The organism is Kitasatospora sp. NPDC023176 (genome assembly GCF_055560495.1).
In genome coordinates this window covers 164,248-190,965 of the sequence record NZ_JBVHIP010000004.1, presented here as the reverse complement: position 1 = coordinate 190,965, position 26,718 = coordinate 164,248, and the positions used below count along the sequence as shown (strand labels likewise).

The 26,718-nt window shown below is 73.1% G+C and carries 24 protein-coding genes and 3 tRNA genes; 15 read left to right on the top strand and 12 right to left on the bottom strand.

Annotated features, from left to right (window positions below; all coding sequences use genetic code 11):
• The first annotated feature begins 50 nt into the window (after positions 1-50).
• From ACZ3YL_RS08725 to ACZ3YL_RS08710, 4 genes are all read left to right on the top strand, one after another.
• Positions 51-1,064, top strand: coding sequence for an SGNH/GDSL hydrolase family protein (locus ACZ3YL_RS08725; protein WP_465656300.1), 1,014 nt, complete (start codon positions 51-53; stop codon positions 1,062-1,064).
• A gap of 180 nt (positions 1,065-1,244) precedes the next feature.
• On the top strand, positions 1,245-2,555 hold the full coding sequence (locus ACZ3YL_RS08720; RefSeq protein ID WP_188306287.1) for a deoxyguanosinetriphosphate triphosphohydrolase: 1,311 nt from the start codon (positions 1,245-1,247) through the stop codon (positions 2,553-2,555).
• Between the two features lie 58 nt (positions 2,556-2,613).
• Positions 2,614-4,530, top strand: a complete 1,917-nt coding sequence (dnaG, locus tag ACZ3YL_RS08715; protein WP_188306286.1) for a DNA primase — start codon at positions 2,614-2,616, stop codon at positions 4,528-4,530.
• Between the two features lie 144 nt (positions 4,531-4,674).
• Entirely contained in the window at positions 4,675-5,844 is a 1,170-nt protein-coding gene (locus tag ACZ3YL_RS08710) for an RNA polymerase sigma factor (protein ID WP_223242622.1), read from the top strand.
• A gap of 7 nt (positions 5,845-5,851) precedes the next feature.
• Here ACZ3YL_RS08710 and ACZ3YL_RS08705 read toward each other — a convergent pair whose 3' ends face one another.
• From ACZ3YL_RS08705 to ACZ3YL_RS08690, 4 genes are all read right to left on the bottom strand, one after another.
• Positions 5,852-6,973 carry a helix-turn-helix domain-containing protein gene (locus ACZ3YL_RS08705; protein ID WP_465656297.1) on the bottom strand — a complete coding sequence of 374 codons (1,122 nt, stop codon included), beginning with the start codon at positions 6,971-6,973 and terminating at the stop codon, positions 5,852-5,854.
• Between the two features lie 417 nt (positions 6,974-7,390).
• Positions 7,391-8,794 carry a glutamate decarboxylase gene (locus ACZ3YL_RS08700; protein WP_465656295.1) on the bottom strand — a complete coding sequence of 468 codons (1,404 nt, stop codon included), beginning with the start codon at positions 8,792-8,794 and terminating at the stop codon, positions 7,391-7,393.
• Between the two features lie 117 nt (positions 8,795-8,911).
• Positions 8,912-10,348 carry an FGGY family carbohydrate kinase gene (locus ACZ3YL_RS08695; RefSeq protein ID WP_465656293.1) on the bottom strand — a complete coding sequence of 479 codons (1,437 nt, stop codon included), beginning with the start codon at positions 10,346-10,348 and terminating at the stop codon, positions 8,912-8,914.
• Between the two features lie 133 nt (positions 10,349-10,481).
• Positions 10,482-10,775, bottom strand: a complete 294-nt coding sequence (locus tag ACZ3YL_RS08690) for a hypothetical protein (protein ID WP_223242116.1) — start codon at positions 10,773-10,775, stop codon at positions 10,482-10,484.
• Between the two features lie 244 nt (positions 10,776-11,019).
• On the opposite strand from ACZ3YL_RS08690, the gene ACZ3YL_RS08685 reads away from it, so the two are divergent.
• Positions 11,020-11,092: transfer RNA gene (locus tag ACZ3YL_RS08685), tRNA-Asn, on the top strand.
• A 62-nt stretch (positions 11,093-11,154) separates the two neighbouring features.
• Positions 11,155-11,227 (top strand) — tRNA-Asn (locus ACZ3YL_RS08680).
• A gap of 118 nt (positions 11,228-11,345) precedes the next feature.
• Here the strand turns inward: ACZ3YL_RS08680 and ACZ3YL_RS08675 are convergent.
• Both ACZ3YL_RS08675 and ACZ3YL_RS08670 read right to left on the bottom strand, forming a co-directional pair.
• Entirely contained in the window at positions 11,346-12,095 is a 750-nt protein-coding gene (locus ACZ3YL_RS08675; RefSeq protein ID WP_188304306.1) for a trypsin-like serine peptidase, read from the bottom strand.
• A gap of 142 nt (positions 12,096-12,237) precedes the next feature.
• Positions 12,238-13,089 (bottom strand): trypsin-like serine peptidase, encoded by an 852-nt coding sequence (locus ACZ3YL_RS08670; protein ID WP_188304307.1) that lies wholly within the window; start codon positions 13,087-13,089, stop codon positions 12,238-12,240.
• A gap of 190 nt (positions 13,090-13,279) precedes the next feature.
• On the opposite strand from ACZ3YL_RS08670, the gene ACZ3YL_RS08665 reads away from it, so the two are divergent.
• The 7 genes from ACZ3YL_RS08665 to ACZ3YL_RS08635 all read left to right on the top strand — a co-directional run bounded on the left by ACZ3YL_RS08665 (position 13,280) and on the right by ACZ3YL_RS08635 (position 18,675).
• A tRNA-Ile gene (locus ACZ3YL_RS08665) sits at positions 13,280-13,353 on the top strand.
• A gap of 968 nt (positions 13,354-14,321) precedes the next feature.
• A complete protein-coding gene (locus tag ACZ3YL_RS08660) occupies positions 14,322-14,741 on the top strand; it encodes a hypothetical protein (protein WP_465656290.1) in 420 nt (139 codons plus the stop codon).
• A gap of 115 nt (positions 14,742-14,856) precedes the next feature.
• A complete protein-coding gene (locus ACZ3YL_RS08655; RefSeq protein ID WP_188304309.1) occupies positions 14,857-15,606 on the top strand; it encodes a hypothetical protein in 750 nt (249 codons plus the stop codon).
• Positions 15,607-15,784: 178 nt separating this feature from the next.
• Entirely contained in the window at positions 15,785-16,732 is a 948-nt protein-coding gene (locus ACZ3YL_RS08650) for an SPFH domain-containing protein (RefSeq protein ID WP_465656288.1), read from the top strand.
• A gap of 10 nt (positions 16,733-16,742) precedes the next feature.
• Positions 16,743-16,970 (top strand): type II toxin-antitoxin system antitoxin, encoded by a 228-nt coding sequence (locus tag ACZ3YL_RS08645; protein WP_188304311.1) that lies wholly within the window; start codon positions 16,743-16,745, stop codon positions 16,968-16,970.
• Positions 16,971-17,021: 51 nt separating this feature from the next.
• Complete coding sequence (locus ACZ3YL_RS08640; protein ID WP_188304312.1) at positions 17,022-17,690, top strand: GOLPH3/VPS74 family protein; 669 nt, start codon at positions 17,022-17,024, stop codon at positions 17,688-17,690.
• Between the two features lie 76 nt (positions 17,691-17,766).
• Positions 17,767-18,675, top strand: a complete 909-nt coding sequence (locus ACZ3YL_RS08635) for a 1-aminocyclopropane-1-carboxylate deaminase/D-cysteine desulfhydrase (protein ID WP_465656286.1) — start codon at positions 17,767-17,769, stop codon at positions 18,673-18,675.
• A 58-nt stretch (positions 18,676-18,733) separates the two neighbouring features.
• Here ACZ3YL_RS08635 and ACZ3YL_RS08630 read toward each other — a convergent pair whose 3' ends face one another.
• Both ACZ3YL_RS08630 and ACZ3YL_RS08625 read right to left on the bottom strand, forming a co-directional pair.
• Complete coding sequence (locus ACZ3YL_RS08630; RefSeq protein ID WP_188304314.1) at positions 18,734-20,233, bottom strand: LCP family protein; 1,500 nt, start codon at positions 20,231-20,233, stop codon at positions 18,734-18,736.
• 120 nt (positions 20,234-20,353) lie between these two features.
• On the bottom strand, positions 20,354-20,818 hold the full coding sequence (locus tag ACZ3YL_RS08625) for a MarR family winged helix-turn-helix transcriptional regulator (protein WP_188304315.1): 465 nt from the start codon (positions 20,816-20,818) through the stop codon (positions 20,354-20,356).
• Positions 20,819-20,926: 108 nt separating this feature from the next.
• Here ACZ3YL_RS08625 and ACZ3YL_RS08620 point away from each other — a divergent pair, with 108 nt between their 5' ends.
• A complete protein-coding gene (locus tag ACZ3YL_RS08620) occupies positions 20,927-21,952 on the top strand; it encodes an NADP-dependent oxidoreductase (RefSeq protein ID WP_465656283.1) in 1,026 nt (341 codons plus the stop codon).
• A 352-nt stretch (positions 21,953-22,304) separates the two neighbouring features.
• Entirely contained in the window at positions 22,305-22,799 is a 495-nt protein-coding gene (locus ACZ3YL_RS08615) for a DUF3145 domain-containing protein (RefSeq protein WP_188304317.1), read from the top strand.
• Positions 22,800-22,879: 80 nt separating this feature from the next.
• Here ACZ3YL_RS08615 and fabF read toward each other — a convergent pair whose 3' ends face one another.
• From fabF to ACZ3YL_RS08595, 4 genes are all read right to left on the bottom strand, one after another.
• Entirely contained in the window at positions 22,880-24,142 is a 1,263-nt protein-coding gene (gene fabF / locus ACZ3YL_RS08610; protein ID WP_188304318.1) for a beta-ketoacyl-ACP synthase II, read from the bottom strand.
• A 176-nt stretch (positions 24,143-24,318) separates the two neighbouring features.
• Positions 24,319-24,567 (bottom strand): acyl carrier protein, encoded by a 249-nt coding sequence (locus tag ACZ3YL_RS08605; RefSeq protein ID WP_188304319.1) that lies wholly within the window; start codon positions 24,565-24,567, stop codon positions 24,319-24,321.
• 80 nt (positions 24,568-24,647) lie between these two features.
• Positions 24,648-25,691, bottom strand: a complete 1,044-nt coding sequence (locus tag ACZ3YL_RS08600; RefSeq protein ID WP_188304320.1) for a beta-ketoacyl-ACP synthase III — start codon at positions 25,689-25,691, stop codon at positions 24,648-24,650.
• Positions 25,688-26,647, bottom strand: coding sequence for an ACP S-malonyltransferase (locus ACZ3YL_RS08595; protein ID WP_188304321.1), 960 nt, complete (start codon positions 26,645-26,647; stop codon positions 25,688-25,690). Before ACZ3YL_RS08595 ends, ACZ3YL_RS08600 begins: the two co-directional genes overlap by 4 nt.
• Positions 26,648-26,718: the final 71 nt, after the last annotated feature.

The window sequence follows — 26,718 nt, the reverse complement described above, 5'->3', positions numbered from 1 at the left end:
CGGGTCGCCCCGTACGGAGCTGCCCGTGACCCGCACCCCGGGGGGATGCCATGCCGAGGACCACACGCCCGACGGCCGCCGCGACGGCCGGGCTCGCCGCCCTGCTCCTGGCAGGACTGACCGGATGCGGCGGCGGAGGCGGTTCGGACGGCCCGGACGGTTCGGACCGCGGCTTCGCGGGCGCCGTGCCCGGCCGCGCCCCGGCTGCCGCGAGCCCGACGCCGACCCCCACCCCGCCGCCGAGCGGCCCGTACGTGGCGCTCGGCGACTCCTACACCGCCGGGCCCCGGATCGCCCCGCAGGTCGGCGAGCCGGGCGGCTGCGCCCGCTCCGGGGTCAACTACCCCTCCCTGCTGGCGAAGGCGCTCGCCCTGGCGCCGGACCGGTTCCGGGACGTCAGCTGCAGCGGCGCCCGCACCGGCGACCTGAAGGCCCCGCAGAAGACCGACGACGGCGCCAACCCGGCCCAGCTGGACGCCCTGACCCCGGCCACCCGGCTGGTCACCCTGGGCATCGGCGGCAACGACGCCGGCTTCATGCAGGTCGTCACCGAGTGCGCCAGGGACACCCTGGTGGGCGCGGTGAAGGACCTGGTCGGCGAGAACGGCTCGGCGGCGCCCTGCCGGGACCACTACGCCTCCGGCGGCACCGACGAGGTGCGGGCCAAGGTGGACGCGGCCGGCGAGAAGGTCGCCGAGACCCTGCGGGAGATCGGCCGCCGCTCTCCGCAGGCCCGGGTGTACGTGGTCGGCTACCCGGCGCTGCTCCCGGCCGACCCGGCCGCTTGCGTGCCGGTGCTGGGCACCACGTTCGCGGCGGCGGACCTCGGCTTCCTCGCCGAGAAGGAGCGGCAGCTCAACGGGATGCTCAAGCAGCGCGCGGAGGCCGCCGGGGCGGTGTTCGTCGACACCGCCGGGCCCTCGGCCGGGCACGACATGTGCGCGGGAGAGGACGCCCGCTGGATCGAGCCGCCCTTCCCGGCCCACGGGCTCACCCCGGTCCACCCCAACGCGAAGGGGGAGGAGGGGGTGGCCGCCGTCGTGCTGAAGGCCGTCGGGGGCTGACCCGGCCCCGCGCGGGCTCCGCGGGCGCCTTCGCGGGCGGCCCGGCGACTGGACCGTTCGGGTCCGGTCGATTCGTCGGGGCGGACACCGGCGCGCCTCCCACGGTTCACGCCCCGGCTCACACCACTTCGTGCGCGGCACACCCCGCGTGTCGGCGCCGCGGCGTACCGTGAGACCCATATGGATGACACCACGCACCGCCTCGCCGCCCCGATCCCGTACGACCACGCCGCCGAGGCCCGCTGGGTCCCCGAACCGGACAAGCGTCCCGGCCGCACCGCCTTCCAACGCGACCGTGCCCGGGTGCTGCACTCCGCCGCACTGCGCCGACTGGCCGGCACCACCCAGGTGGTCGCCCCCATGCGCAGCGACTTCCCGCGCACCCGGCTCACCCACTCGCTCGAATGCGCCCAGGTCGGGCGGGAACTGGGCGCGGCCCTCGGCTGCGACCCGGACCTCGTGGAGGCCGGCTGCCTGGCCCACGACATCGGCCACCCGCCCTTCGGCCACACCGGCGAGGAGGCCCTCGACCAGGCCGCCGAGGCCTGCGGCGGCTTCGAGGGCAACGCCCAGTCACTGCGCATCCTCACCCGGCTCGAACCCAAGCGCTTCGCGCCCCTGGAGGACCAGCCCGCCGCCCGGCTCGCCCCCTGGCCGGGCCGCAGCGTCGGCCTCAACCTGAGCCGGGCCGCCCTGGACGCCGCCACCAAGTACCCGTGGAGCAAGGGCGCCCACCCCACCGACCCGGACTCGCCCAAGTACGGCGTCTACGCCGACGACCTGCCGGTCTTCCGCTGGCTGCGGGCCGGCTCCCCGGCCGGGCGCAAGTGCTTCGAGGCCACCGTCATGGACTGGTCCGACGACGTGGCCTACTCCACCCACGACGTCGAGGACGGCCTCCAGGCCGGCCACATCGACCCGGCCGCCCTGCGCGCCCCCGGCGAGCGCGCCGACCTGTTCAAGGTCGCCGAGCGCTACGCCCCCGACGCCGAGCCGGAGGAGCTCTCCGCCGCGCTGGACCGGCTGCTCGCCCAGGACTTCTGGCCGCGGGGCTACGACGGCACCGCGCGTGCCCGGGCCGGGCTCAAGGACTTCACCAGCCAGCTGATCGGCCGTTTCTGCCTGGCCGCCGAACAGGCCACCCGGGCCCGCTACGGGCCGGGCCGGCTCACCCGCTACACCGCCGAGCTGGTGGTGCCGCGGGACGTCCGGCTGGAGGTCGCGGTGCTCAAGGCGGTCGCCGTCCTCTACGTGATGATGCGCGACGAGCAGGCCCAGCTGCGGGCCCGCCAGCGGATCGTGATCGCCGAGCTGGCGTACGTGCTGAACCAGCGCGCCCCGGAGGGCCTGGACCCGGTCTTCGCCGCGATGTACCACGAGGCCGAGGACGACCGCGCGGCCCTGCGCACCGTCATCGACCAGATCGCCACCCTCACGGACGCCTCGGCCCTGGCCCTGCACGCCAGACTCGTCGGCGCCTCCTGGGCGTAGGCGGGAGACGGGCCCGACTCCCGGTCGGAAACCCCGGCCGCCCCAGTAGACTTCCGGGGTGGCCGGGCGGATCAGGGACGAAGACGTACAGGCGGTGCGCAGCGCACTGCCGATCGACGCGGTGGTCGGCGACTACGTACAGCTGACCAATGGTGGCGGTGGCGAGTACAAGGGCGTCTGCCCCTTCCACGACGAGAAGTCCGCCTCCTTCTACGTCAATCCCGCCAAGGGCGTCTTCCACTGCTTCGGCTGCCAGGAGAACGGCGACACCATCGCCTTCCTGATGAAGATCGAGCACTTCACCTTCGCCGAGGCCGTCGAGCGGATGGCCGCCCAGGCCGGCATCACCCTGCGCTACGAGGAGGGCGGCTACAGCCCCCGCCACCAGCAGGGCGAGCGCACCCGGCTGGTCGAGGCGCACAAGGTGGCCGCCGCCTGGTACCGGGAGCAGCTGGCCTCGCCGGAGGCCGAGATCGGCCGCCGCTTCCTGGCCGAGCGCGGCTTCGACGAGGAGGCGGCCAAGACCTTCGGCGTCGGCTACGCCCCCGTCGGGTGGGAGCACCTGGTCCGCTACCTGCGCGGCAAGGGCTTCACCGACAAGGAGATCCTCCAGGGCGGCCTGGCCTCGCAGGGCCAGCGCGGCGGGCTGATCGACCGCTTCCGGGGCCGGCTGGTGTGGCCGATCCGGGACATCGCGGGCGAGGTGGTCGGGTTCGGCGCCCGCCGGCTGCGCGAGGACGACAACGGGCCGAAGTACCTGAACACCCCCGAGACGCCGATCTACAAGAAGTCCCACGTGCTGTACGGCATCGACCTGGCGAAGAAGGAGATCGCCAAGTCGGGTCGGGCGGTGGTGGTCGAGGGCTACACCGACGTGATGGCCTGCCACCTGGCCGGGGTCACCTCGGCGGTGGCGACCTGCGGCACCGCCTTCGCCGAGGACCACATCAAGATCATCCGTCGGCTGCTGATGGACACCTCGCAGTACCGCGGCGAGACGGTCTTCACCTTCGACGGCGACGCGGCCGGCCAGAAGGCCGCCCTGCGCGCCTTCGAGGACGACCAGAAGTTCGCCGCCAAGACCTCCATCGCGGTCAGCCCCGGCGGCATGGACCCCTGCGAGCTGCGCCTGGCCCAGGGCGACGACGCGGTCCGGCAGCTGATCGACCACCCCGTCCCGCTGTTCGAGTTCGCGCTGAACACGGCGGTGTCGAAGCACCGGGTCGAGACGCCCGAGGGGCAGGCCGCCGCGATGGAGGAGGCGGCCCTGATCGTCGCCAAGATCAAGGACCCGTCGATCCGGCACGGCTACGCGATCCGCCTGGCCGGCATGCTCGGGGTGAACCCCGGCGACGAGCAGTTCGTGGTCCGCCGGATCTCCCAGCTGTCCCGCTGGGAGCGGGAGAAGCAGCAGAACCCCCGCGGCAACGGCCAGCAGCGCCGCACCGAGCAGCCCGTCACGGCGCCGCGCCCCGCCCAGCCGACCTTCCGGCTCAACCCGCGCGACCCGGCCCAGTTCGTCGAACGCGAGCTGCTCAAGCTGGCGCTCCAGTACCCGGACCTGGTCAGCCCGGCCTTCGACCACTACGGCGACGACGAGTTCCCGACCCCGCCGTACACTGCCGTCCGGCAGGCCGTCGCCAAGGCCGGCGGCGCCGCGTTCGGGGCGACCGCGCCCGACTTCACCAGCGCGGTGCGCGAGGCGGCCCCGGACGACCAAGTGCGCTCGCTGGTGACCGAGCTGACCGTCGAACCGGTGCGCTCGCTCCGCAAGGTGGACGCGATCTACGCCGGCGAGTTCCTGGTCAAGCTGCGCCTGCTGGCCGTCGACCGCCGGATCGCCGAGGTCCGCGGCTACCTCCAGCGGCTGGGCCACCGGGCGGACGCCGAGCAGCTGCACGCGGTGCAGACCGAGCTCTGGCAGCTCCAGCAGTACGGGCAGCAGCTCCGCAGCCTGGGCGCGGCGGCTCTGTAGGCCCGGCGAGCCCCGGAAGCCGCAGAGGTCCCGCGCAGAAAGTCGGCGCACGAGTCTCGGCCACGGAGCGTGGCGTACCCCACACTGGAGGACGTCCCACCTCCGTACAGCGCGGGTCCGCCAGAGTCGCGCCCGCCCCGAGGGATGCCCGTGGACCGAGGCCTTGCCGCAGCGACGACCGCCACCAGACGAGCCCAGCCCGCCGGAGCGCCGGACGGGGAGCAGGAGACGGACCACGGCCGGGCCGGGGCCGCGCCCCCGGGCGGCGAACGGGTGCCCGCCGCCCGGGAACTGCCGGAGGGCCACCCCGACGGCCCGGACCAGGACCCCGACGGCCCGGACCCGGCCGCGCGGGCCGAGCCGGATCCCGACGACGGACCGCCCGAGCGCTTCGAGAGCGCCGCCCCGGCCCCCGACCTGCTGCGCCAGTACCTGCGCGAAATCGGCCGGATCCGACTCCTCACCGCCGCCGAGGAGGTCGAGCTGGCCCGCCGGATCGAGGCCGGCCTGTTCGCCGAGGAGCGGCTGAACGGGGACCCGCCGCCGCCCGACCCGCTGGCCCGCGAACTGGACTCCCTGGTGGTCGCCGGCCGGATCGCCAAGCGCCGGGTGATCGAGGCCAACCTGCGTCTGGTGGTGTCCGTCGCCAAGCGCTACGTCGGCCGCGGGCTGACCCTGCTGGACCTGATCCAGGAGGGCAACCTCGGCCTGATCCGGGCCGTGGAGAAGTTCGACTACGCCCGCGGCTACAAGTTCTCCACCTACGCGACCTGGTGGATCCGGCAGGCGATGAGCCGGGCGCTGGCCGACCAGGCCCGGACGATCCGGGTGCCGGTGCACGTGGTGGAGCTGATCAACCGGGTGGTCCGGGTACAGCGCGCCCTGCTGCAGGAGCGCGGCCTGGAGCCGACCCCGGCCGACATCGCCGCCGCCCTGGAACTCACCGAGGCGCGGGTGCGCGAACTCCTCCGGCTGGCCCAGGAGCCGATCTCGCTGCACACCCCGGTCGGCGAGGAGGACGACGTCGCGCTCGGCGACCTGATCGAGGACGCCGACGCGGCCTCGCCCGCCGAGTCCGCGACCTTCCTGCTGCTGCGCCAGCACCTGGACGCGGTGCTGGCGACCCTCGGCGAGCGGGAGCGCCAGGTCGTCCAGCTCCGCTACGGGCTGGACGACGGGCGCCCGCGCACGCTGGAGGAGATCGGCACGGTGTTCGGCGTGACCAGGGAGCGGATCCGCCAGATCGAGTCCAAGACCCTGGTCAAGCTCCGCGACCACGCCTACGCCGCGCAGCTGCGCGGCTACCTCGACTAGTCGTGTTTCAGGGCGCGGACGGGCTCGGCGACGCCTGGTCGGTCGCCGCTGCCTGGGCCGGGCCGGGCTGTACCGGGCCGGTCTGGGCGGAGGCCGAGTCGCTCGGCGTCGCCGCCGCGGCCCCGGTGCCCGGGGGCGGCGAGGCGGGGCCGATCGGGATCGGGGTGGAGTCCACCACCGTGGCCAGGTCGGCGAGGGTCGTGGTGCAGTTGTGCTCGGCCGGCTGGAAGCCGCAGACCTGGAAGCCGATCGACGGGTCCGCCGCGTTCAGCATCTGCGAGTAGTTGTCGTAGCCCCAGTGGATCATCGCGGTCTCGCTGTCCCCGGTGCTGTCGGTGATCACCGCGTAGTCCTTGGGCTCGCCCTCGGTGATCGCCGCCCAGGCGGCCTGGCAGGTCCGGCTGTACCGGAGGTAGACGACGACCTTGCCGACCGCCTGGGTCCGCAGGGTGCGGGCGTCCTTGCCGCAGCCGGTGTTCTTGGGGTCCTTGTGGGCGCAGCCGAGGGCCCGGCAGGCGGAGTCGGACGCGGGCTTGGCGCCGGCCGACGCGGTCGGGGCCGGCCCGTCGGCGGCCGAGGCCTGGCCGTCGTGCCGGCTGACCCGCAGACCGACCAGTAGCAGCAGCGCCAGTACGGTCGCGCCGGAGACCAGCGCCGCCGGACGCCGCCACCAGGGGCCGGCGGGTTCGGCGGCGGGCTGCTCGGCGGGCGGCGCCGACTCCTCGTCCGCCGGCTGCCCGTCCGTCGGCTGCCCGTCCGTCGGTCCGGCCACCAGCTGGTCGGCCGGCTGGTCCGGCTCCCCGGCCACCGGCTGCTCGTCCACCGACTGGTCGTCCACCGACTGGTCGGCCGGGGGCTGGTCGGCAGCGGGCTCCACGACCCGCCGCCACAGCCGGCGCAGCGCGGCCGGGTCGCAGTCCACCGCCCCGATCAGCGCCTCCAGCGCCTGCGCGGTGACCACCCGCTTGCCGTTCAGCCAGCGATCCCAGGAGGCCCGGCTGTAGTGGGTCCGGGCGGCCAGCTCGGACAGCGAGAGCCCGGCGGAGTCCTTGATCGTCCGGAGCTCCTCGGCCAGCAGCCGGGCGGGCTCGGACAGTTCCTCGGGCAGGTCCTTCCAGGCGGAAGCCAATGCGGTCCTCCATGGGTCGTGAGAGGGGACAACGGTGGACGGGCAGGAGGTGCGCGCCCGGTCCGGCCGCTCGGCGTCATCTCCAACCTCAGTGGCCCGGCGTCTCAAACCCCAGGTCATGGCGTTGAGACGGACGGAAGTGTCTCACAACCCCCTGGAACCCTCGAACAGTCATGTGTTCTTCGTGCAGAGTTCTCCTCGCCGGCGCGTTTCCACCGCCCCGGCCGCTTCGTTCGGGCCACGGCCGGTCGGCCGTGTTCGGCCCGACCGGCGTCCCGGATACCCCCACCGGTCGGGGCAGCCTCGCGGGGGGAGGCTGCCCCGACCGACCGGGACCACCCGGCGGGAGGGCGCTATCCCTGCGCCCTCCCGCCGTGGCTCTTCCGGGCCGCGGCACCCGCGGCCGGTGGACGGGGCCTAGTGGTGGAACCCCGTGCGGACCGGCACCCCCAGTTCCCGCAGCGGTACGGGCTGGCGCCGCAGCTCCGGCAGCAGCCGGTTGAGGTCGGCCAGCAGCAGGTCGGCGAGGTCCCGGGAGAAGCCGTTGCGGCAGACCACCCGGAGCACCGACAGGTCCTCCCGGTCCGCCGGGAAGGTGTACGCGGGCACCTGCCAGCCGCGCTCGCGCAGTCGCCGCGAGACGTCGAACACGTCGAAGGTCACGTCCTCGGTGGTGGTGAAGGCGAACACCGGGAGTTGGTCGCCGCTGGTCAGCAGCCGGAAGCAGCCCAGTTTCCCGATCTCCCCGGCCAGGTAGGTGGCGACCTCCCGGCAGGCCCCCTGGACGGCCCGGAAGCCGGCCCAGCCGAGCCGCAGGAAGACGTAGTACTGGGCCGCGACCTGCGCGCCGGGCCGGGAGAAGTTGAGCGCGAAGGTCGGCATGTCGCCGCCCAGGTAGTTGACCCGGAAGACCAGCTCCTCCGGCAGTGCCTCCTTGTCCCGCCAGAGCGCCCAGCCGACGCCCGGGTAGACCAGGCCGTACTTGTGGCCGGAGGTGTTGATCGACTGCACCCGGGGGAGCCGGAAGTCCCAGACCAGCTCCGGGTCGAGGAAGGGCGCCACCATGCCGCCGGAGGCGCCGTCCACGTGCACCGGGACGTCCAGGCCGGTGCGCCGCTGGAGTTCGTCCAGGGCCGCGCAGATCTCCGCGATCGGCTCGTAGGACCCGTCGAAGGTGGAGCCGAGGACGCCGACCACGCCGATGGTGTTCTCGTCGCACAGGGCGACCGCCTGCTCGGGGCCGAGGTGGAAGCGCTCGCCCTCCATCGGCGCGGTGCGGGCCTCGATCTCCCAGAAGGTGCAGAACTTCTCCCAGCACACCTGTACGTTGACGCCCATCACCAGGTTGGGCCGGGCCCCGGCCGCGTAGCGCTCGGCGTTGCGGCGCATCCAGCGGCGCTTGAGCGCCATGCCGGCCAGCATGCAGGCCTCGCTGGAGCCGGTGGTGGAGCAGCCGACCGCGGCGTCCGGGTCGGGGGCGTGCCAGAGGTCGGCGAGGATGGCCACGCAGCGCCGCTCCAGTTCGGCGGTCTGCGGGTACTCGTCCTTGTCGATCATGTTCTTGTCCAGGCACTCGGTCATCAGCCGGGTGGCCTGCACCTCCATCGAGGTGGTGACGAAGGTCGCGAGGTTGAGCTTGGCGCTGCCGTCCAGCATCAGCTCGTCGTGGACCAGCTGGTATGCGGTGTCGGCCGTGACCGGGCCCTCGCCGAGCCGGTGCACCGGAGGCGCCAGCTCCATCGAGCCCAGTGGGTCGGCGATGCCGAGAAACGGACTGACGCTCAGCCGGCGGTCGCCGCCGGTTCCCTTGTGCAGGGCCATGGGATCCTGCCGCCCTTCCGCCTCGGTGGCCGTGTCGCGACCCACGCTGCCATCGGGCGCCGGATGACGCATCTTCGTCGGCGCACTTCGGCCACTGCCGCCTCCACCCGGAGGGGCCTACGCGGAGGCGGCCTCCGGGTGGATCTGGTCCCGGGCCGCGCGGTACTGCCGGCGCACCGCCGAGCCGATCGCCAGGTCCTGCTCGCCCTCGGGCGCGATCGTCTCGGCGTCCGGCAGCGTCCACTCCGGCGGCTCGGGGGTGCCGGCCAGCGCCCAGGCGGCCTGCCGGGCGGCGCCGCGGGCGGCGTGCGCGCCCGGCGGCGGCACCACGACCGGGACGCCGAAGAGCATCGGGGCGACGTGCCGCACGACGGGCAGCCGGCCGGCCGTGCCGAGCAGGAACACCCGCCTGATCCCGACGCCCTGGGCGCGCAGCACGTCCAGGGCGTCCGCGATGTTGCACAGCATGCCCTCGACGGCGGCCCGGGCCAGGTGCTGAGGGGTCATCGCCTCGGCCCGCAGGCCGGTCAGGGTGCCGGCGGCGTGCGGCAGCGCGGGGGTGCGCTCGCCGTCCAGGTAGGGGAGCAGCACCAGGCCGTAGGCGCCGGGGGAGGAGTGCAGGGCGAGGTCGCTCAGCCCGTCCAGGTCCCGGCCCAGCATGGCGGCGGTGGAGCGCAGCACCTGGGCGGCGTTGAGGGTGGCGACCATCGGCAGGTGCCGGCCGCTGGCGTCGGCGAAGGAGGAGACCAGGCCGGAGGCGTCCACGACGGCCTTCTCGTGCACCGCGAAGATGGTGCCGGCGCTGCCGAGCGAGACCACCGCGTCGCCCGGGCCGAGGCCCAGGCCCAGGGCGGCGGCCATGTTGTCGCCGGTGCCGGCCGAGATCAGCAGGCCCTCGGGGGTGTGTCCGGCGGGTTCGGCGGGGCCGAGTACGTCCGGCAGCCGCAGTTCGTGGCCGAGCGCCAGCTCGACCAGATCCTGTCGGTACTCGCCGGTGATCGGGGACCAGTAGCCGGTGCCGGAGGCGTCGCCGCGGTCGGTGGTGCGGCGCTTGGGGTGGCCGAGCAACTGCCAGACCAGCCAGTCGTGCGGCAGCAGCACCTCGGCGATCCGGCGGGCGTTGGCGGGCTCGAACTCGGCCAGCCAGCGCAGCTTGGCGATGGTGTACGTCGGGCCGGGCACCGCGCCGATCGCGGCGGTCCAGGCGGCCGGGCCGCCGAGGGCGTCCAGCAGCTTGGCGGCGGCGCCGCCGGCGCGCGGGTCGTGCCACAGCATCGCGGGCCGGACCAGCACCCCGCCCGCGTCCAGGCCGATCATGCCGTGCTGCTGGGCGCTGACGCCGATCGCCCGGACGCCCTCCAGCAGGCCGTCGGCGGCGGCGTCGCCGAGCGAGTGCAGCCAGACCTGCGGGTCGGCCTCGCCGGGGCGCAGGTCCAGGTCCTCGGGGACGGGGTGGGGCGCCTTGCCGGAGCGGAGGACGGCGCCGGTGTCCGCGTCGCACGCGACGATCCGGGTGCGGTTGGTGGAACTGTCTATCCCCGCGACGATGGCCATGTCGAGATCATGCCTCAGCCCGGCCCGGGACGCGTCCGGGCCGGGTGAGCCGTTGCCGGTTCGGGACCGCGGGTTGGGATCCCCTTTGCCCGGGGCCCGTCCGGGGGACGGGCCCCGGGGCGCTACCGCCCGGTCACGGCCGCACGGTGCCCCAGCCGTCGTCCTCCGCCCGGGACCGGCTGAAGTACGGCACCCGGTCGGTGACCGCGTTCGGCAGCCGGTCCCCGACCCGGTCGGCGACGGCGGAGGCGGCCTTCCCGGCCACCGCGCCGGCCTGCTGCCGCGCCCGGTCCGCCGCCCCCTGCACGGCGGGGTTCTGGGCGATCTGCCGGGTGACCTTGGCGATCTGTTCGTAGCGCTGGCGCCCGGCCCGCGAGCCGAGGACGTAGCCGGCCGCGAAACCCACGGCGAACGACACCTTCCACATGATCGGACCCACCCTCTCCTGGCGGCCTTCTGCCGCATTGCCCTACCCGTTGCTCGGGACGGCGAACCGTCCGCGTCCCCCAGCATCCCCGGGTGCCGTCGGGGGCGCGCGCGGGGCACGCCGGACCGGCGGCCCGGGGCGGCCGGGGAAAGCGATTGGCGGACCACCCCCCCGAGTGCGCTAATGTATGTCCCGCAGCGAGCGCCGAGGAGCCCGGGAGACCAGGAGCCGAAGCGGAAGCCGATCCCCCATAGCTCAATTGGCAGAGCAGCCGACTGTTAATCGGCAGGTTATTGGTTCGAGTCCAATTGGGGGAGCTCGGGAGGAGCGCTCTTCGGAGCCCGATTCCCGTACCTGGTACGGAAGTTGAGTACCGCGTTCCCGCATAGCTCAATTGGCAGAGCAGCCGACTGTTAATCGGCAGGTTATTGGTTCGAGTCCAATTGCGGGAGCTGCGCCGGGTCCGCCCGGTGACTGCTCAGAGCGAAGGCCCCTCGGTCGACCGGGGGGCCTTCGTGTTGCCCGCGCCGGTGTCGCGTGCGTCACCCGGCCCCTCCGGCACGGGCACGGTCAGGCGGTCGCCTGCCGGTAGAGGTCGGCGACCCGCTGGTCGAAGGCCACGCTGTACGAGGTGCCCGGGGTGTCCCCGCCCTCCTGGTAGCCGCCGATCACGCCTACCACCGTGCCGTCGCCGGTCATCCACGGGCTGCCGCTGGTGCCGTCGGTGTAGCCGCCGCAGTCGAAGCGCTCCTGGGTGGAGCTCTGCGCACTGGTCCGGACCGAGCAGGTGATCGGCTCGTCGCTCTGGTTGGGGTAGCCGGTCACCGAGACCGCCAGCCCGACGCCCTTGCCGGTGCCGATCGGGTTGCCGCCGACCGCGTCCTCGATCTGCCGGCCGTCGGCCGGGTGGACGGTGACGAAGGCCACGTCGTAGTCGGGGTCGTCGCCCGAGGCCCAGCGCGGGTCGACGATGATCGAGTCCACCTCCCAAGTCCCGTACGGGGAGTACCCGTTGCGGTAGCCGGGGGTGAACACCAGGCCGTCCAGCAGCCCGACCCGCTGGTTCTGCACGCAGTGCGCGGCGGTGACCAGCAGGTTGCGTCCGGGGCTGCGCACCACGCTCGCGGTGCAGGTCCGGGGCCCCTGGGCGTTGTGGATGGACAGGGTGCCGATCCGGTCCCGGGTCGCGCTCTGCTGGGCGACCTCGGCGTTCGGCGCCTTGTCCGGCCCACCGCCGCAGGCGGTGCCGGCGGCCAGCAGCAGGGCGGCCAGTGCGGTCGCTCCGGCCGCGCGCGCGGGCGGTACCGGGCCGGGGGCCATCGGGGCTCCGTCTCGTTCCTCGGGGCGGGCATCCGGTCCGTGCGTTCCGCCGTTCGAGAGGAAGATCTACCAGGCCGTGCCCGACGGCGCCAATGCCGGGTGTCCGACTCCGGCGCCGTCCGGCGGACCCTGCCCGGGCCGCTCAGCCGGTGGCCCGGTCGTAGAGCGCCTGGACCCGGTCGCCGAAGTAGCTGCTGTACGAGGTGTCCGGGCTGTCCCCGCCCTCCTGGTAGCCGCCGATCACGCCGACCACGGTGCCGGTCCGGGTGGCCGGGTCGAAGTCGGTGACCCAGGGGCTGCCGCTGGTGCCGCCGGTGTAGTCGGGGCAGTCGATCCGCAGTTGGGTGGCGCTCTGCTCGGAGGTGGTGTTGGCGCAGGTGATCGGGACGTCGCTGCTGCCCGGGTAGCCGGTCACCCGCACCGGGACCTGGTAGCCGCGGTTGACGCCCAGGTGGTTGGCGCCGAGCACCTGCTGGACCTGTTGCCCGTTCTGGGCCTGCACGACGGCGAAGGCGACGTCCATGTCCGGGTCGGCGTGGTCCTTCCAGCCGTCGTCCACGGTGACGGCCAGCAGCGGCCAGACACCGCTCGGGGTGTCGCCGTTGCGGTAGCCGGGGACGAAGACCAGGTCGCTGCGCTGGCCGATCTTCGGGTCCCAGACGCAGTGCGCGGCGGTGACGATCAGATTGAGGCCGGCGCTGTCCACCACGCTCGCGGTGCAGAAGTGGTCGCCGCTCGCGTTGCGCGTGAACACCGCGCCGACCAGTCCGTTCAGCACGGTGGGCTTGGCGGTCCGGGTGACCCCGGTGTGCCTGCCGATCGCCCCCCTGAAGCGCTGCTTGTTCCAGCCGTGGGCGTTCGCGGTGGTGGCGGTGGGCGGCGCCGAGGTGACCGTCGGGGCGACACTGCCGGGCCGTGCGGCGGTGGTGCACCCCGCCGCCGCGAGCGCCAGCACCAGTGCCCCGGCCGCCGCTCCCGCCCCACGCTTCGTCATCAGCCCAGGCTGCCCTGCCGGAGCCCACCGCCGCCACCCGGGCTCCGCCGCCCGGGGCGGCGCACGCCGTCGCGTACCCACCTGCGCCCCCGGCGCGCACCACGGGTGATCGACCGGCTATGCTGCCCGGGACGGCCTCGCGGGGCCGTCTGCTGCTGCCGCGGCCGACGACCGGCGCGCGCGGCGAACCGGGGCGGTAGCTCAGCCGGTTAGAGCAGGGGACTCATAATCCCTTGGTCGTGGGTTCGAGTCCCACCCGCCCCACCTATGATCTGATGCGCAGTCGGGCGGTGTGGGTCACTGACCTGCGGACACGCCAAAATCGCCTGCGAGCACTGTAGGCGAATGACCGTCGGATGACGGTGGCTACGCGCCGATGTTCACCCGCATGGGAACGTTATGTGAACGTGATGCTGACGTTCGGCGGGGCTGAGCAGCGCGTCTGCGGATTGAGCGGTTTCCGCCCCGTGGGCAATCGGCGCAATCCCTTGGGTCAGTGCCCCGGGGTATGCGGATGCCTTCCCGTCGATGGCGATCAGCTCCATGTGCGTGATCTTGTTCCGGGGGTCCTTGGGGTGGACGCGTACTTCCCGTCTTGAACTGCTCGCCCGCCAGGGTGTTCTCGCAGGCCCTGAACACGACGTCACCGGTGTTGTGCCGCAGCTCCAGGCTCATGCTCTCCTCGGCCCAGGCGGGCCTCACCGAGGTCCTCGGTGCACACCCATGGCGGTTCTCGGTGAGGCCGGGGCCGGTGTGTGACCCTCGCCGCCCCAGGGCCGCCGTTGAGGGCGGCGGGCCGCAGTGCAAGCGGCAATGGATCAAGGCCGGGCTGACACCAGCACCCGAACCGGCCAGTGGGCCGACCGGTGCACCTGATCCGGGCGGCTTGTGTCCGAGCGAAGAGCCGCGGAAACGTGACCTCAGGCCCAAGAGGTGCTGCGCCGCACTCAAAAGGGCTTTCCGAGTTGGCTGGCGACGGCCTGAGCGGGCTGGCGGAGGCCCAAGTCCGGGTCGGGCACCAGTTCGTCCGTTGGTGGTGGAAGCCGCCGCGTGATGAGCCGGCCGAGGCCGCCCCGGTCGCCTGGAATTTCGGCGACGACCGAGTGTTCTGGCGATTTGCCAGGCTGAAGGAGCGATACCGGCCTCTGCCGCGACTGCCTGCACGGCAGTGCCTGTGAGTCCTCCGGCGTCACAGGTGACCGCTAGGGTTGAAGGGGAAGGGGGAGATCACCATGGAAGCCGAACTGATGGCGCTCGCGACCTCCGGCGCGACCACGCTGGTGGGGCTGATGGTCACGGAGGGGTGGGAGCAGCTCCATGACCGTGTGGCGGGGCTGTTCCGTCGGCAGGGGCGGGTGGAGGCGGTCCGGGCGGAGTTGGAGTCGTCCCGTGAGGTGCTGTTGGAGGCCGCGCGACAGGGCGATCCGGACGTGCGGGAGGCTGTTGCGCTGGAGTGGCGTTCGCGCCTGACCCGGCTCCTTGCCGGGGACGCGCACGCTGTCGCGGAGTTGCAGGCCCTGCTGCGGGACGCGGCGTCGCCTGACCCCGATCGCTCCGGCACCCGGGTCGAGATCAGCGGTGGGACCTTCAACGGGCCGGTTCTGGTCTCGGGGACGCAGAACAACCACTTCGGCTCCGGGGCCGATGGCTGATCAGGACCGTCGGGCAGCCGGGGGGATCGAAGGGGGGACCTTCAACGGGCCCGTTCTGGTCTCGGGAACGCAGAACAACCACCATCACCATCATCACCGGTCGAGCAGGTCCCAAGTGGTCGTCGGCATCGCCGTCCTGGTGCTGGCGGCCGTCGCGGCGGTGGCCTTCTTCGCCCACCGGCTCTATGTCTCCAGTCCGGACTACCGCAGGGGCGTCGAACAGGCTCTGGTCGAGAAGGTGGTGCCCGGTGAGACGTACGAGAAGCTGAAGCAGGCGATCGGCACGGGGCCCGACTACTCCTTCAGGCTGCCCACGGGCAACACGATCCATCAGTACGAACGCCAGTGGGAGACACTTCAACTTCTTGAGAACGCCTCCGGGATGGTCCTCTCGGTCGGCATCTATGCCAAGGACAGGGAGTTCAAGCCGACGGTCGCGCTGGGCGGGCAACGCATCACGCTCAACTCGCCGGTCGACCGTGCGGCGCCCCGGTTCCTTCCGGCGGCCGCCAACGCGTACTGCGGCGCGCACAAGTCGGGGTACTTCGAGGGCTACTTCCCGATGCCCAATGCCTTCAAGGCGATGAACTTCGTCGTCGGTGCCAGCAACGCCGAGTCGGAGCTGGATCTGCGGTCGATGTGCGGTCAGCTGGGTGGGACATCGTGCTCGGCGCCGCAGACGCCGACCGAGAACGCGCTGTCGTCGGAGTTCGCGCAGTGTCTGCTGGCCACTCCGGGGGGTCAGCGGATCCGCCGGGAGACCGCGGCGTCCGTGATCGTCTACACCGCGCCCGGGGCGGCGCTGGTCGACGACATGCTCTTTCCGCCGGACGTCGTCGCGGCCGGCGCCGTGAACTTCCGCTGATCCACGCGCCCGCCCGCGCTGCCCCTGGTCACCCTTTCGCCCGTACGACCCTCGTGCGCCGCCGTCCGACCGGAACTCCGGTACGGACCCTGGCGTCCTGTGTGAAAAAAGTGATATCACTTTGACAGCTGCCGCGGGCATCCGCGCGGCGCACATCGCACAGGGGGGAGTCGGTCTCATGACCGCACCGCACATCGCCGTCGAGGACGGCCCTGCCATCGACCTTCCGGCTCCGAAGATCACCGAACGGACCATCACCGGAGCCGCCGGGGTGCCGGTGCTCGGTGGCGCGTTGCTCGGCGTGCTCGCCGGGTTCGGGGCGCTGATCGCCGGAGGGGTCCAACTCAGCGGCGGGAGCAAGGGGGTGGGCATTCCGCTGGTGGTCGTCGGGCCGCTGCTGGTGCTCGGTTCGCTGCTGGTGCTGTGCGGCCTGACGGTCGTCTCGCCCGGTGAGGCGCGGGTGGTGCAGCTGCTCGGCCGCTACCGCGGCAGCATCCGGGCCGCCGGCCTGACCTGGCTGAACCCGTTCACCAGCCGCCGCCGGATCTCCACCCGGATCCGCAACCACGAGACCGAGACCACCAAGGTCAACGACGCGGACGGCAACCCGATCGAGATGGCCGCCGTGGTGGTCTGGCAGGTCGAGGACACCGCGATGGCGGTCTTCGAGGTGGACGACTACGTCGACTTCGTCGCCATCCAGACCGAGACGGCCGTCCGGCACATCGCCACCAGCTACCCGTACGACGCCCACCACGAGGGGCAGTTGTCGCTGCGCGACGGCGCGGAGGAGATCGCCCGCAAGCTGTCCGCCGAGATCTCCGCCCGGGTCGCCTCGGCCGGCGTGCGGGTCATCGAGTCCCGGATCACCCGGCTCGCCTATGCGCCCGAGGTCGCCCAGGTGATGCTCCAGCGGCAGCAGGCCGGGGCCGTGGTGGCCGCCCGGCGGCTGATCGTCGAGGGCGCCGTCGGTATGGTCGAGGAGGCGCTGGACCGGCTCGCCGAGCGGGACGTGGTGGAGTTGGACGAGGAGCGCAAGGCTGCCATGGTGAGCAACCTCCTGGTGGTGCTCTGCGGCGACCGGGGCACCCAGCCCGTCGTGAACACGGGCTCCCTCTACCAGTAAGGGCGCGGCGTTGGCGACGGAACGGAAGAAGCTCCTGCTGCGACTGGATCCTTCGGTTCACGACGCACTGGCCAGGTGGGCCGCGGACGAACTGCGCAGCACCAACGCCCAGATCGAGTTCGTGCTCCGCCGCGCCCTCACCGAGGCCGGCCGGATGCCCAGCGGCGCGGCCCGGCTTCCCCGGCGCGGCCGACCGCCCAAGGAGAGCCCGGAGAGCGGTGGTCCCGCCGAGGACTGACCGCAGCGACCGGGCGACCCGCAGATCGTTCCAGATCCTTCGGAGACCGAGATGGACCTGCCCGTCAATCTGCCCGAGAAGCTCTACCTGCTCGCCTACGAGCCGCGACGCGGGCGCACCACCCAGCACTCCTCGCTCAACCTGCTGCTCCAGGCCGGGGCGCTGACCGAGCTGCTCCGCCGGGGACTGCTGTACGAGGAGGGCCGCAAGGCCGTCGCCAGGGTCCGCACCGGCGCTGCCGAGGACGGCCTGGACCCGTACAGCGCCCGCCTGTTGGGCCAGATCAGGGCAGGCCGGCCGCACAGCTGGAGCTCCTGGGTCGGCCGTGCCAAGAGCACCGGGCGGGATCAGCCGATCCGCTGGGTCCGGGACGGCCTGGCGGACTCCGGCCTGGTCACCCTCCGGCCGCACCGGGTGGCCGGACTGTTCCCGGTGACCCTGGTCACCCTGGACGACCCCGGGGTGCGCGAGGCGCTGGCGGCCTCCGTCACCGGGGCGCTGAAGGGCCCGCTCAGCCGGGTCGACCCGGCCGACGCGGCGCTGACCGCCCTGGTCGCGGCGGGGAAGCTCCGGTCGGTCCTGAGCTCCCGGCAGCGCCGGGAGCACCGCGGCCGGATCGGGAAGCTGGCCCCGGCGGCCGGTCCCGTCCCGCGCGCGCTCGGCATGGCGCTGGCCTGGCGGATGGCGGGCCACGCGGCGGAGGCCGCGGCCGCGGGCTGACCGCCCGGGGGAGTGCGGGCCCGGTCGCCGGTCAGGCGGCCGGGCCCGCGGCGTTCCGGGGCCGTAGGGTGGTCGGATGCTCGAACCCGCCCTGCTGCCGACCCCGCTGGTGGACTGCACCGACGGGGTGTTCGCCCGGGCCGGGGTCCGACTGCGGCTCAAGCGGGACGACCTGCTGCACCCCGGCGTCCCCGGCAACAAGTGGCGCAAGCTCGGGCCCAATCTGGCCGCCGCCGTCGAGCAGGGGCACACCCGGCTGCTGACCTTCGGCGGGGCCTACTCGACCCACCTGCGGGCGGTCGCGGTCGCCGCCGGGGCGCTCGGGCTGGAGAGCGTCGGGCTGGTGCGCGGCGAGGAGCTGGCCGACCGGCCGCGCAACTGGTCGCTGCGGACCGCCGAACGGGCCGGGATGCGGCTGGAGTTCCTCACCCGGGCCGCCTACCGGGAGGCCACCGGCCGGGCCGGCGCCGAGGACGGTACGGAACTGCGGCGCCGCTGGGGGCCCTGCCTGGTGCTCCCGGAGGGCGGTTCCAACGGCCTGGCCGCGGTCGGCGCGGCCGCGATCCCGGCCGAACTGCCCGGTCTGGACGGGCGCGACGTGGTCTGCTGCCCGGTCGGCACCGGCGGCACCCTGGCCGGCATCGCGGCGGGGCTGCCGGCGGGCGCCCGGGCGCTCGGGGTGGCCGTGCTGCGCGGCGGCGAGGGCTACCTGGAGGCGGAGGTCGCCCGGCTGCACCGGGCCGGCTTCGGCCGCGAGTTCGACAACTGGCGGATCGACCACGCGCACCACGGCGGCGGCTACGGCAAGGTCCCGGCCGAACTGGCCGCCTTCGCCGGGGAGTTCGAGCGCCGCCACGGCATCCCGGTGGAGCACCGGTACGTCGCCAAACTGCTCGCCGCGCTGGCCGACCTGGCCGGGGCGGGTGCCTTCGAGCGCGGCACCCGCCTGACGGCCGTCGTCACCGGCCTGCCGGATCCGGAGTAGCTAGTCAGGACCCGGGCTCAGGACCCGGGCTCAGGACCCGAAGCTCAGGATCCGAAGGTCAGGATCCGAAGGTCAGATCGGCGCAGGGGTCGGTGTCGGCGCCGCGGGTGTTCTCCGCTATGCCGGTGGGGACCCCGCTGGGTGCGGTGGTGGTGGCGGTGGGCGAAGCCGGCGGCGTGGTCACCGAGTCGAGCTGGGTGCCGGCCGCCCGGTAGTCCGCGCCGAGGGTGACGGTGATCGCGCCCGAGCCCGGTTCCTCGACCGCGCCGGCGCCGGGGAAGAGGGCGGTGACCTGGTCGGCGGTGGCCTTCAGGCTCGGGTCGTAGGAGACCTGGGTGTGCTGCTTGCCGGGGTTGTTGGCGCCGAGGGTGACGTTCTGGAAGCCGCGGGCCTTGAGCGTCTCGGCGCCGGAGCCGGCCAGCCCGGCGGTGCCGACGCCGTTGACGACGGTGATCGGGGCGGCGGCCTGCTCGGCGGTGAGCGGCGCGTTCGGGGTGGGGCTGGCGCCGGCGGAGGCCGGGGCGGTGGCCGCGCCGGTGCCGGCGGTGCTCTGCCCGTCCAGGGTGCGGTCCTCCTTCAGCAGCTTCCACAGGGTGTCGGCGTCCGGCTGGACCAGCCGCACCCGATCCCCGGCGAAGCGCCAGGGCGCGGTCACGAAGGTGACGTCGGAGAGCTTGATGTCCTCCATCGAGCGGGCGAAGTCCACCAGCTTCATCGCGGTGCCGAGGCCCTCGTCCACGGTGAGCGACTTGGTGGCGGCGTCGGCCAGCGGCAGCAGGGTGGGCAGCGAGAAGCCGTCGCCCTGGACCTTCTTGATCATCGAGGAGAGGAAGGCCTGCTGGCGCCGCATCCGGCCGATGTCGGAGTTGTCGCCGATGCCGTGGCGCGCCCGCAGGTAGTCCACCGCGGACTTGCCGGAGAGCTTCTGCATCCCCTTCTTCAGCTGGATGCCGTACTCGTTCACGTCGTTGGGCACACAGGCGTCCACGCCGCCGAGCGCGTCGGTCATCGCGGCGGCGCCCTTGAAGTCGACCACGACGGTGTGGTCGATCCGCAGCCCGGTGAGCGCCTCCACGGTGTTCTGGGTGCAGGCCGGGTTGCCCTTGGGCAGCTCGCCGAGGCTGAACGCGGAGTTGAACATCTGGTCGTTGCGCGGCTTGCTCCAGCTGCCGTTCGCCAGCTTGCAGGACGGGATGGTGACCAGGGTGTCGCGGGGTATGGAGACGCCGACGGCGTGCTTGTGGTCGGCGTAGACGTGCACCAGGATCGCGGTGTCCGAGTTGCCGACGCCCTCGTCGCCGCCGCCCAGCGCGTTGTTGCCGTCGTCCCGGGTGTCCGAGCCGAGCAGCAGCACGTTGACCGGCACCTGGGCGCCGGGGGTGGCCGGGACGGGGGCGGGCGGGCGCTCGGTGGCGACGCCGCCCGCGTCGAAAGTGGTGATGTTGCTGTCCAGCCGGTGGTAGAACCAGGCCCCGGCTCCCACGACCGACAGCACCAGAACGGCGGCCAGGCCGATGGCGGTCCGCAGGTACCGGCGCCGGCGCGTGCTGCTGCTCATCCTCGGTGCCCCCCGTCTTCAGGTGTCTCGCGTTCGGTGTTTCGAACGTTAGACGTTCCGGAAGGCTGTTCGGTTACCCCCGGAGGGCGGGGCAATCGATCCCTGAGGGCGTGACCCTCGTCACGCTCCGGGGCCGGACGCGCCGGTGAGCATCCGCCGGAGCAGGTCCCGCAGCATCGTCCGCTCCTGCGGGCCGAGCGCGGCGAGCGGTTCGCGGGCGAAGTTGAGCGACTCGCGCAGCTCCTCGGAGGCGGCCGCGCCGGTCTCGGTGGCGGCGACCAGCTTGACCCGGCGGTCCTGCCGGTCGGCCTCGCGGGTCACGAAGCCGCGGGCCTCCAGCCGGTCGACGATGCCGGTGATGTTGGAGGGCTCGCAGCTGAGCGTCTGGGCGATGTGGCGCATCGGCAGCGGGCCGCGCCGCAGTAGCGCGAGCACCTTGGCCTGGGCGCCGGTGAGCGAACGGGCGGCGGCGGCCTCCTCGTACTCGCGGTGGAACAGTGCGACCAGGTTGGCCATCAGGTCGACGACCTCGCGGGTGATCTCGTCGGACTGCGGCGTGGCGGCCTCGGTCTGCTGAGTGTCCATGCCCCAGAGTCTACCTGAAAAGTTGACAACATGAACCTTTCATGCCCATCGTTACTTCAGTTGCTCAACCTTTCACCTGCCGAAACCCCCCTCCCGAGGAGCACCCCCATGGCAGAGCAGGCCGCCCCCGCCACCGCCCGTGAATGGCACCTCGCCGCGCGCCCCCAGGGCTGGCCGGCGCCCACCGACTTCGCCCTGGTCGAGGCCCCGGTCCGGACCCCGGGCCCGGGCGAGATCCTGGTCCGCAACACCCACCTCTCGGTGGACCCGTACATGCGCGGCCGGATGAACGACGTGAAGTCGTACGTGCCCCCGTTCCAGCTCGGCCAGGCCATGGACGGCGGCGCGGTCGGCTACGTGGTCGCGTCCGAGGCCGAGGGCTTCGCCCCCGGCGACGCCGTGCTGCACGGGCTCGGCTGGCGCGAGTACGCCACCCTGGACGCCGGGCGCGCCGTCAAGGTCGACCCGGCCGCCGCCCCGCTCTCCGCCTACCTCGGCGTGCTCGGCATGCCCGGCATGACCGCCTACGCCGGGCTGCTCGCCGTCGGCGGCCTCAAGGAGGGCGACAAGGTCTTCGTCTCCGGCGCGGCCGGCGCCGTTGGCTCGCTGGTCGGCCAGATCGCCCGGCTCAAGGGCGCCTCGCTGGTGGTCGGCTCGGCCGGCTCGGCGGAGAAGGTCGCCAAGCTGGTGGACGAGTTCGGCTTCGACGCGGCCTTCAACTACAAGGACGCCCCGGTCGCCGAGCAGCTCGCGAAGGCCGCCCCGGAGGGCATCGACCTCTACTTCGACAACGTCGGCGGGGACCACCTGGAGGCCGCCATCGGCGCCCTCGGCGTGCACGGCCGGGCGGTGCTCTGCGGCGCGATCGCCCAGTACAACGACACCACCGCGCCCGCCGCCCCGCGCAACCTGGCGATGGCGATCGGCAAGCGGCTGCGCCTGGAGGGCATGCTGGTGGGCGACCACGCCGCCCTGCAGCCGCAGTTCGTCACCGAGGTGGGCGGCTGGCTGAAGTCCGGCGAACTGCGCACCGAGGAGACCGTGGTGGACGGCTTCGAGAACGCCGCCGAGGCCTTCATCGACCTGCTGCGCGGCGTCAACACCGGCAAGATGGTCGTCCGCCTGGATGGCTGACGTCCCGTCAGGGAACGGACCGCCCCGCCGCCCCGGACCGGGCGCGCGGGGCGGTTCGCGTGCACGGCGCTGGGGATCCGGCCGCACTACCGCATTCCGGCCGGATCCGAAAGTGGGTCAACCATCGCGCGGCGCCGCGCGGTACGGTGGTCCCGCCTGGCGATGGGGCCGTTCGGGGGAGAGATCCGGCCGAGGGGTAGACCTCGTTGAGGATTCGACTAGCATTGAGCGAAAGCCTGTCCGTTTTGCTCAATTTAGTAGCTTAATGTCGGCTAACGTGGGTAACTGTGGATCAACTGCAGGCACGAGGCAGCTGGGGAAGGCGACCCTCGTCCACAGCCTGGAGGTCCCGGTGACGACACGTGGAGTTCTCTACATCCACTCCGCGCCCCGCGCGCTGTGCCCGCACGTCGAGTGGGCCGTCGCGGGGGTGCTCGGTGTGCGGGTGAGCCTGGACTGGATCCGCCAGCCGGCCGCACCCGGGCATTGGCGCGCCGAACTCTCCTGGCAGGGGGAGCCCGGCACCGCCTCCAAGGTCGCCTCCGCGCTGCGCGGCTGGCAGCTGATGCGGTACGAGGTGACCAGCGAGCCCTGCGCCACGGCGGAGGGGGAGCGGTACAGCAGCACGCCCACGCTCGGCATCTTCCACGCCGTCACGGGCATCCACGGCGACATCCTCATCCCCGAGGACCGGCTGCGGGCCGTCCTGCTGCGGGCCCGCAGCGAGGGCGCCGACCTGGAGGCCGAGATCTCCCGGCTGCTCGGCAAGCCCTGGGACGACGAACTGGAGCCCTTCCGCTACGCGGGCGAGGGCGCGCCGGTGCGCTGGCTGCACCAGGTGGTCTGAGCCGGCGCCCACGACGAAGGGGCCGGCGCTCGCGGAGAGCGCCGGCCCCTTCGTCGTGGGCCTTCGGGTGCGGACCGGGGTCAGCGGGTGCGGAAGGCCAGCACCACGTTGTGGCCGCCGAAGCCGAACGAGTTGTTCAGCGCGGCGATCCGGCCCTCGGGCAGCGGGGTCGCCTCGGTCACGATCCTCGCGTCCACCTCGTCGTCCAGCTCCTCGACGTTGATGGTCGGCGGGGCGATCCGGTGGTACAGCGCCTGCACGGTGGCGACGGTCTCGATGCCGCCGGCGCCGCCCAGCAGGTGACCGGTCATCGACTTGGTCGCCGAGACCAGGATGTGGTCGAGGTCCTCGCCCAGCTCCTTGCGCAGCGCCTTCAGCTCGGCGGTGTCGCCCTGCGGGGTCGAGGTGGCGTGCGCGTTGACGTGCACGATCTCGGCCTTGTCCAGCTCGTTGCGGTCGAACAGGTCGGCCAGCGCGCGGGCCACACCGGCGCCGGTCGGCTCGGGCTGGGCAATGTGGTGGGCGTCCGAGGACAGACCCTGGCCGACCGCCTCGCAGTAGATCCGGGCACTGCGGGCCTCGGCGTGCTCCAGCGACTCCAGCACGACCACACCGGCACCCTCGCCCAGCACGAAGCCGTCGCGGGCCTTGTCGTACGGGCGCGAGGCGCGCTCGGGCTCGTCGTTCTTCTTGGACATCGCCATCATGTTGGCGAACGCGGCGATCGGCAGCGGGTGGATCGCCGCCTCGGTGCCGCCGGCCACCACGACGTCGGCGCGGCCGCTGCGGATCATCTCGATCGCGTAGCCGATCGCCTCGGCGCCGGAGGCGCAGGCGGAGACGGGGGTGTGCACACCCGCGCGGGCGCCGACCTCCAGACCGACGTTGGCCGCCGGGGAGTTGGGCATCAGCATCGGGACGGTGTGCGGGGAGACCTTGCGGGCGCCCTTCTCCTTCAGTACGTCGTACTGGTCGAGCAGGGTGGTCACGCCGCCGATGCCGGAGGCGATCACCGCGCCCAGGCGCTCGGGGGCGAGCTTGGAGGACTCGTCGGTGGCCGGGGTCTCGAAGCCGGCGTCGGCCCAGGCCTCGCGGGCGGCGATCAGCGCGAACTGGGCGGAGCGGTCCAGCTTCCGGGCCAGCGGCCGGGGCAGGATCTCGCCCGGCTCGACCGCGGTGCGCGCGGCGATCCGGACCGGCAGGTCCGCGGCCCACTCCTCGGTGAGGGCCGCCACTCCGGAGCGCCCGGCGACCAGGTTCTCCCAGGTCGTGGCGGCGTCGCCGCCCAGCGGCGTGAAGGCGCCGATACCCGTGACGACCACGGTTCGGTTCTCAGCGGTCACTGGTCTCTCTTCTTTCACGTTCGTGCGGGGTCGGCGGCGAGCCGAGGAAGGGCCCGGCCGGGCGCCCGGGTGGGGCGTCCGGCCGGCGGGTCGGCCTGGCTCGGGGGAGCCGGGCCGACGGGTCAGCCGTCCGGGGCGTGTGTTGTCACGCCGGACGGACTGGGCGACTCGAACGCTCAGGCGCCGGCGTTGGTGAGGATGTAGTTCACCGCGTCGCCGACCGTCTTCAGGTTCTTGACCTCGTCGTCCGGGATCTTGACGTCGAAGCGCTCCTCGGCGGCCACGACGACCTCGACCATGGACAGCGAGTCGACGTCCAGGTCGTCGGTGAAGGACTTGTCCTCCTGGACGTCCTCCGCCGGGATGCCGGCGATCTCGTTGACGATCTCGGCGAGACCTTCCAGGACCTCGTCCTTGGTAGCCATACTGGCTGCTCCTCTTCGATGGTGAACGTGTCCGACCGTCGGCCGAACACGGGCTTGTGGATGGATGGGGCGAAACGCGCCTAGGGGAGCGTAACGACCGCCGCGGCGTAGACGAGACCCGCCCCGAACCCGATGATCAGCGCGAGGTCGCCGCTGTGGGCCTCGCCGGACTCCAGCATGCGCTCCATCGCCAGCGGGATGGAGGCAGCGGAGGTGTTGCCGGTCTCGGCGATGTCGCGGGCGACCGGCACCGACGCGGGCAGCTTGAGCGCCTTGATCATGGCGTCGGTGATCCGCATGTTGGCCTGGTGCGGGATGAAGGCGCCGAGCTGGTCGGCGGTGATCCCGGCGGCGTCCAGCGCCTGCTGGGCCACCTTGGCCATCTCCCAGACCGCCCAGCGGAAGACCGGCTGGCCGTCCATCCGCAGGGCCGGCCAGGTGCGGCCCTGCTCCGGGTCCTCGGCCTGGCCGTTGATCGCGCCCGGCTTGGCGAAGGCGGTGTCCCAGGCCTGGGTCTGGGTGATGACGTCGGCCTGCGAGCCGTCCGAGCCCCAGACCAGCTTGCCGATGCCCGGGGTGTCGGACGGGCCGACGATCACGGCGCCGGCGCCGTCGCCGAAGATGAAGGCGGTCGAACGGTCCGACGTGTCGGTCAGGTCGCTGAGCCGCTCGACGCCGATCACCAGCACGTACTCGGCGTTGCCGCCGCGGATCATGCCGTCGGCCAGGCCCAGGCCGTAGCCGAAGCCGGCGCAGGCGGCCGAGATGTCGAAGGCCGGGGCGGTGCCGCAGCCGAGCCGCTCGGCGATCTCGGTGGCGATCGCGGGGGTCTGCTTGAAGTGCGAGACGGTCGCGACGATCACGCCGCCGATCTGCTCCGGGGCGATGCCGGCCTGCGCGATCGCCTTGCCGGCGGCCTGCACCGACATCTCGGAGACGGACTCCTCCGGGCCGGCCCAGCGGCGCTCGGCGATCCCGCTGCGGGTGCGGATCCACTCGTCGGAGGAGTCGATCCACTCCAGGACCTCGGAGTTGGGGACGACCCGGACCGGACGGTAGCCGCCGACCCCCTGGATGCGGGAGTACTGCGCGCCGGTGGCGGGTCGGATCTGCGGCTTGGTCATGCCTGGTCCTCCTGGTCCTGCTGGTCCTGACCGCCGTGCTCCGCGATGAGCTCGCGGGCCTTGTCCAGATCGGCGGGGGTCTTCAGGGCGAGCGTGGCCACACCCTTCAGGTTGCGCTTGAGCAGCCCGGTCAGCGTGCCCGCGGGGGACAGCTCGATCACGGCGGTCGCGCCCAGCTGCCCGAGGGTCTCCATGCAGAGGTCCCAGCGGACCGGGTTGGAGACCTGCGACACCAGACGGGCCAGCACCTCGGCGCCGGAACCGACGACCTCGCCGTCCTTGTTGGACACGTAGCGGACCTGCGGGTCGGCCACGGTCAGGCTCGGGGCCAGCGCGGCCAGCCGCTCGACGCCGGGGGCCATGTGCTCGGTGTGGAAGGCACCGGCCACCTTGAGCGCGATCAGCTTGGCGCCGGCCGGCGGGTCCGCCTTCAGGGCCTCCAGCTGGGCCAGCGTGCCGGCCGCGACGATCTGGCCGCCGCCGTTGTTGTTGGCCGCGGTCAGGCCGTGCTCGGCCAGCTTCGCCGCGACGACCTCCGGGTCGCCGCCGAGCACGGCGGTCATACCGGTCTCGGTGACGGTGGCGGCCTCGGCCATGGCCCGGCCGCGCTCCCGCACGAAGGCCAGCGCGTCATGGGCGCTGAGCACCCCGGCGCCGGCGGCGGCGGTGATCTCGCCGACGCTGTGACCGGCGACGGCGCCGACCAGCTTGCGGGCGACGTCCTCGTCCGGGAACAGCTCACGGGCGGTCACCAGACCGGCCGCGACCAGCAGCGGCTGGGCGACGGCGGTGTCCTTGATCTCCTCGGCGGACGCCTCGGTCCCGGCGTGCACCAGGTCGAGCCCGGCGACCTCCGACCAGCCGCGCAGGCGGTCGGCGACACCGTCGAGCTCCAGCCAGGGGCTGAGGAAACCGGGGGACTGGGCACCCTGTCCAGGGGCGACGATTACGAGCACGGTTCAACCCTCTCTCGCCAGGCGCCCAGGGGCGGGTAGGCGACGGTAACGAAGAAAACCATCCGGGATTG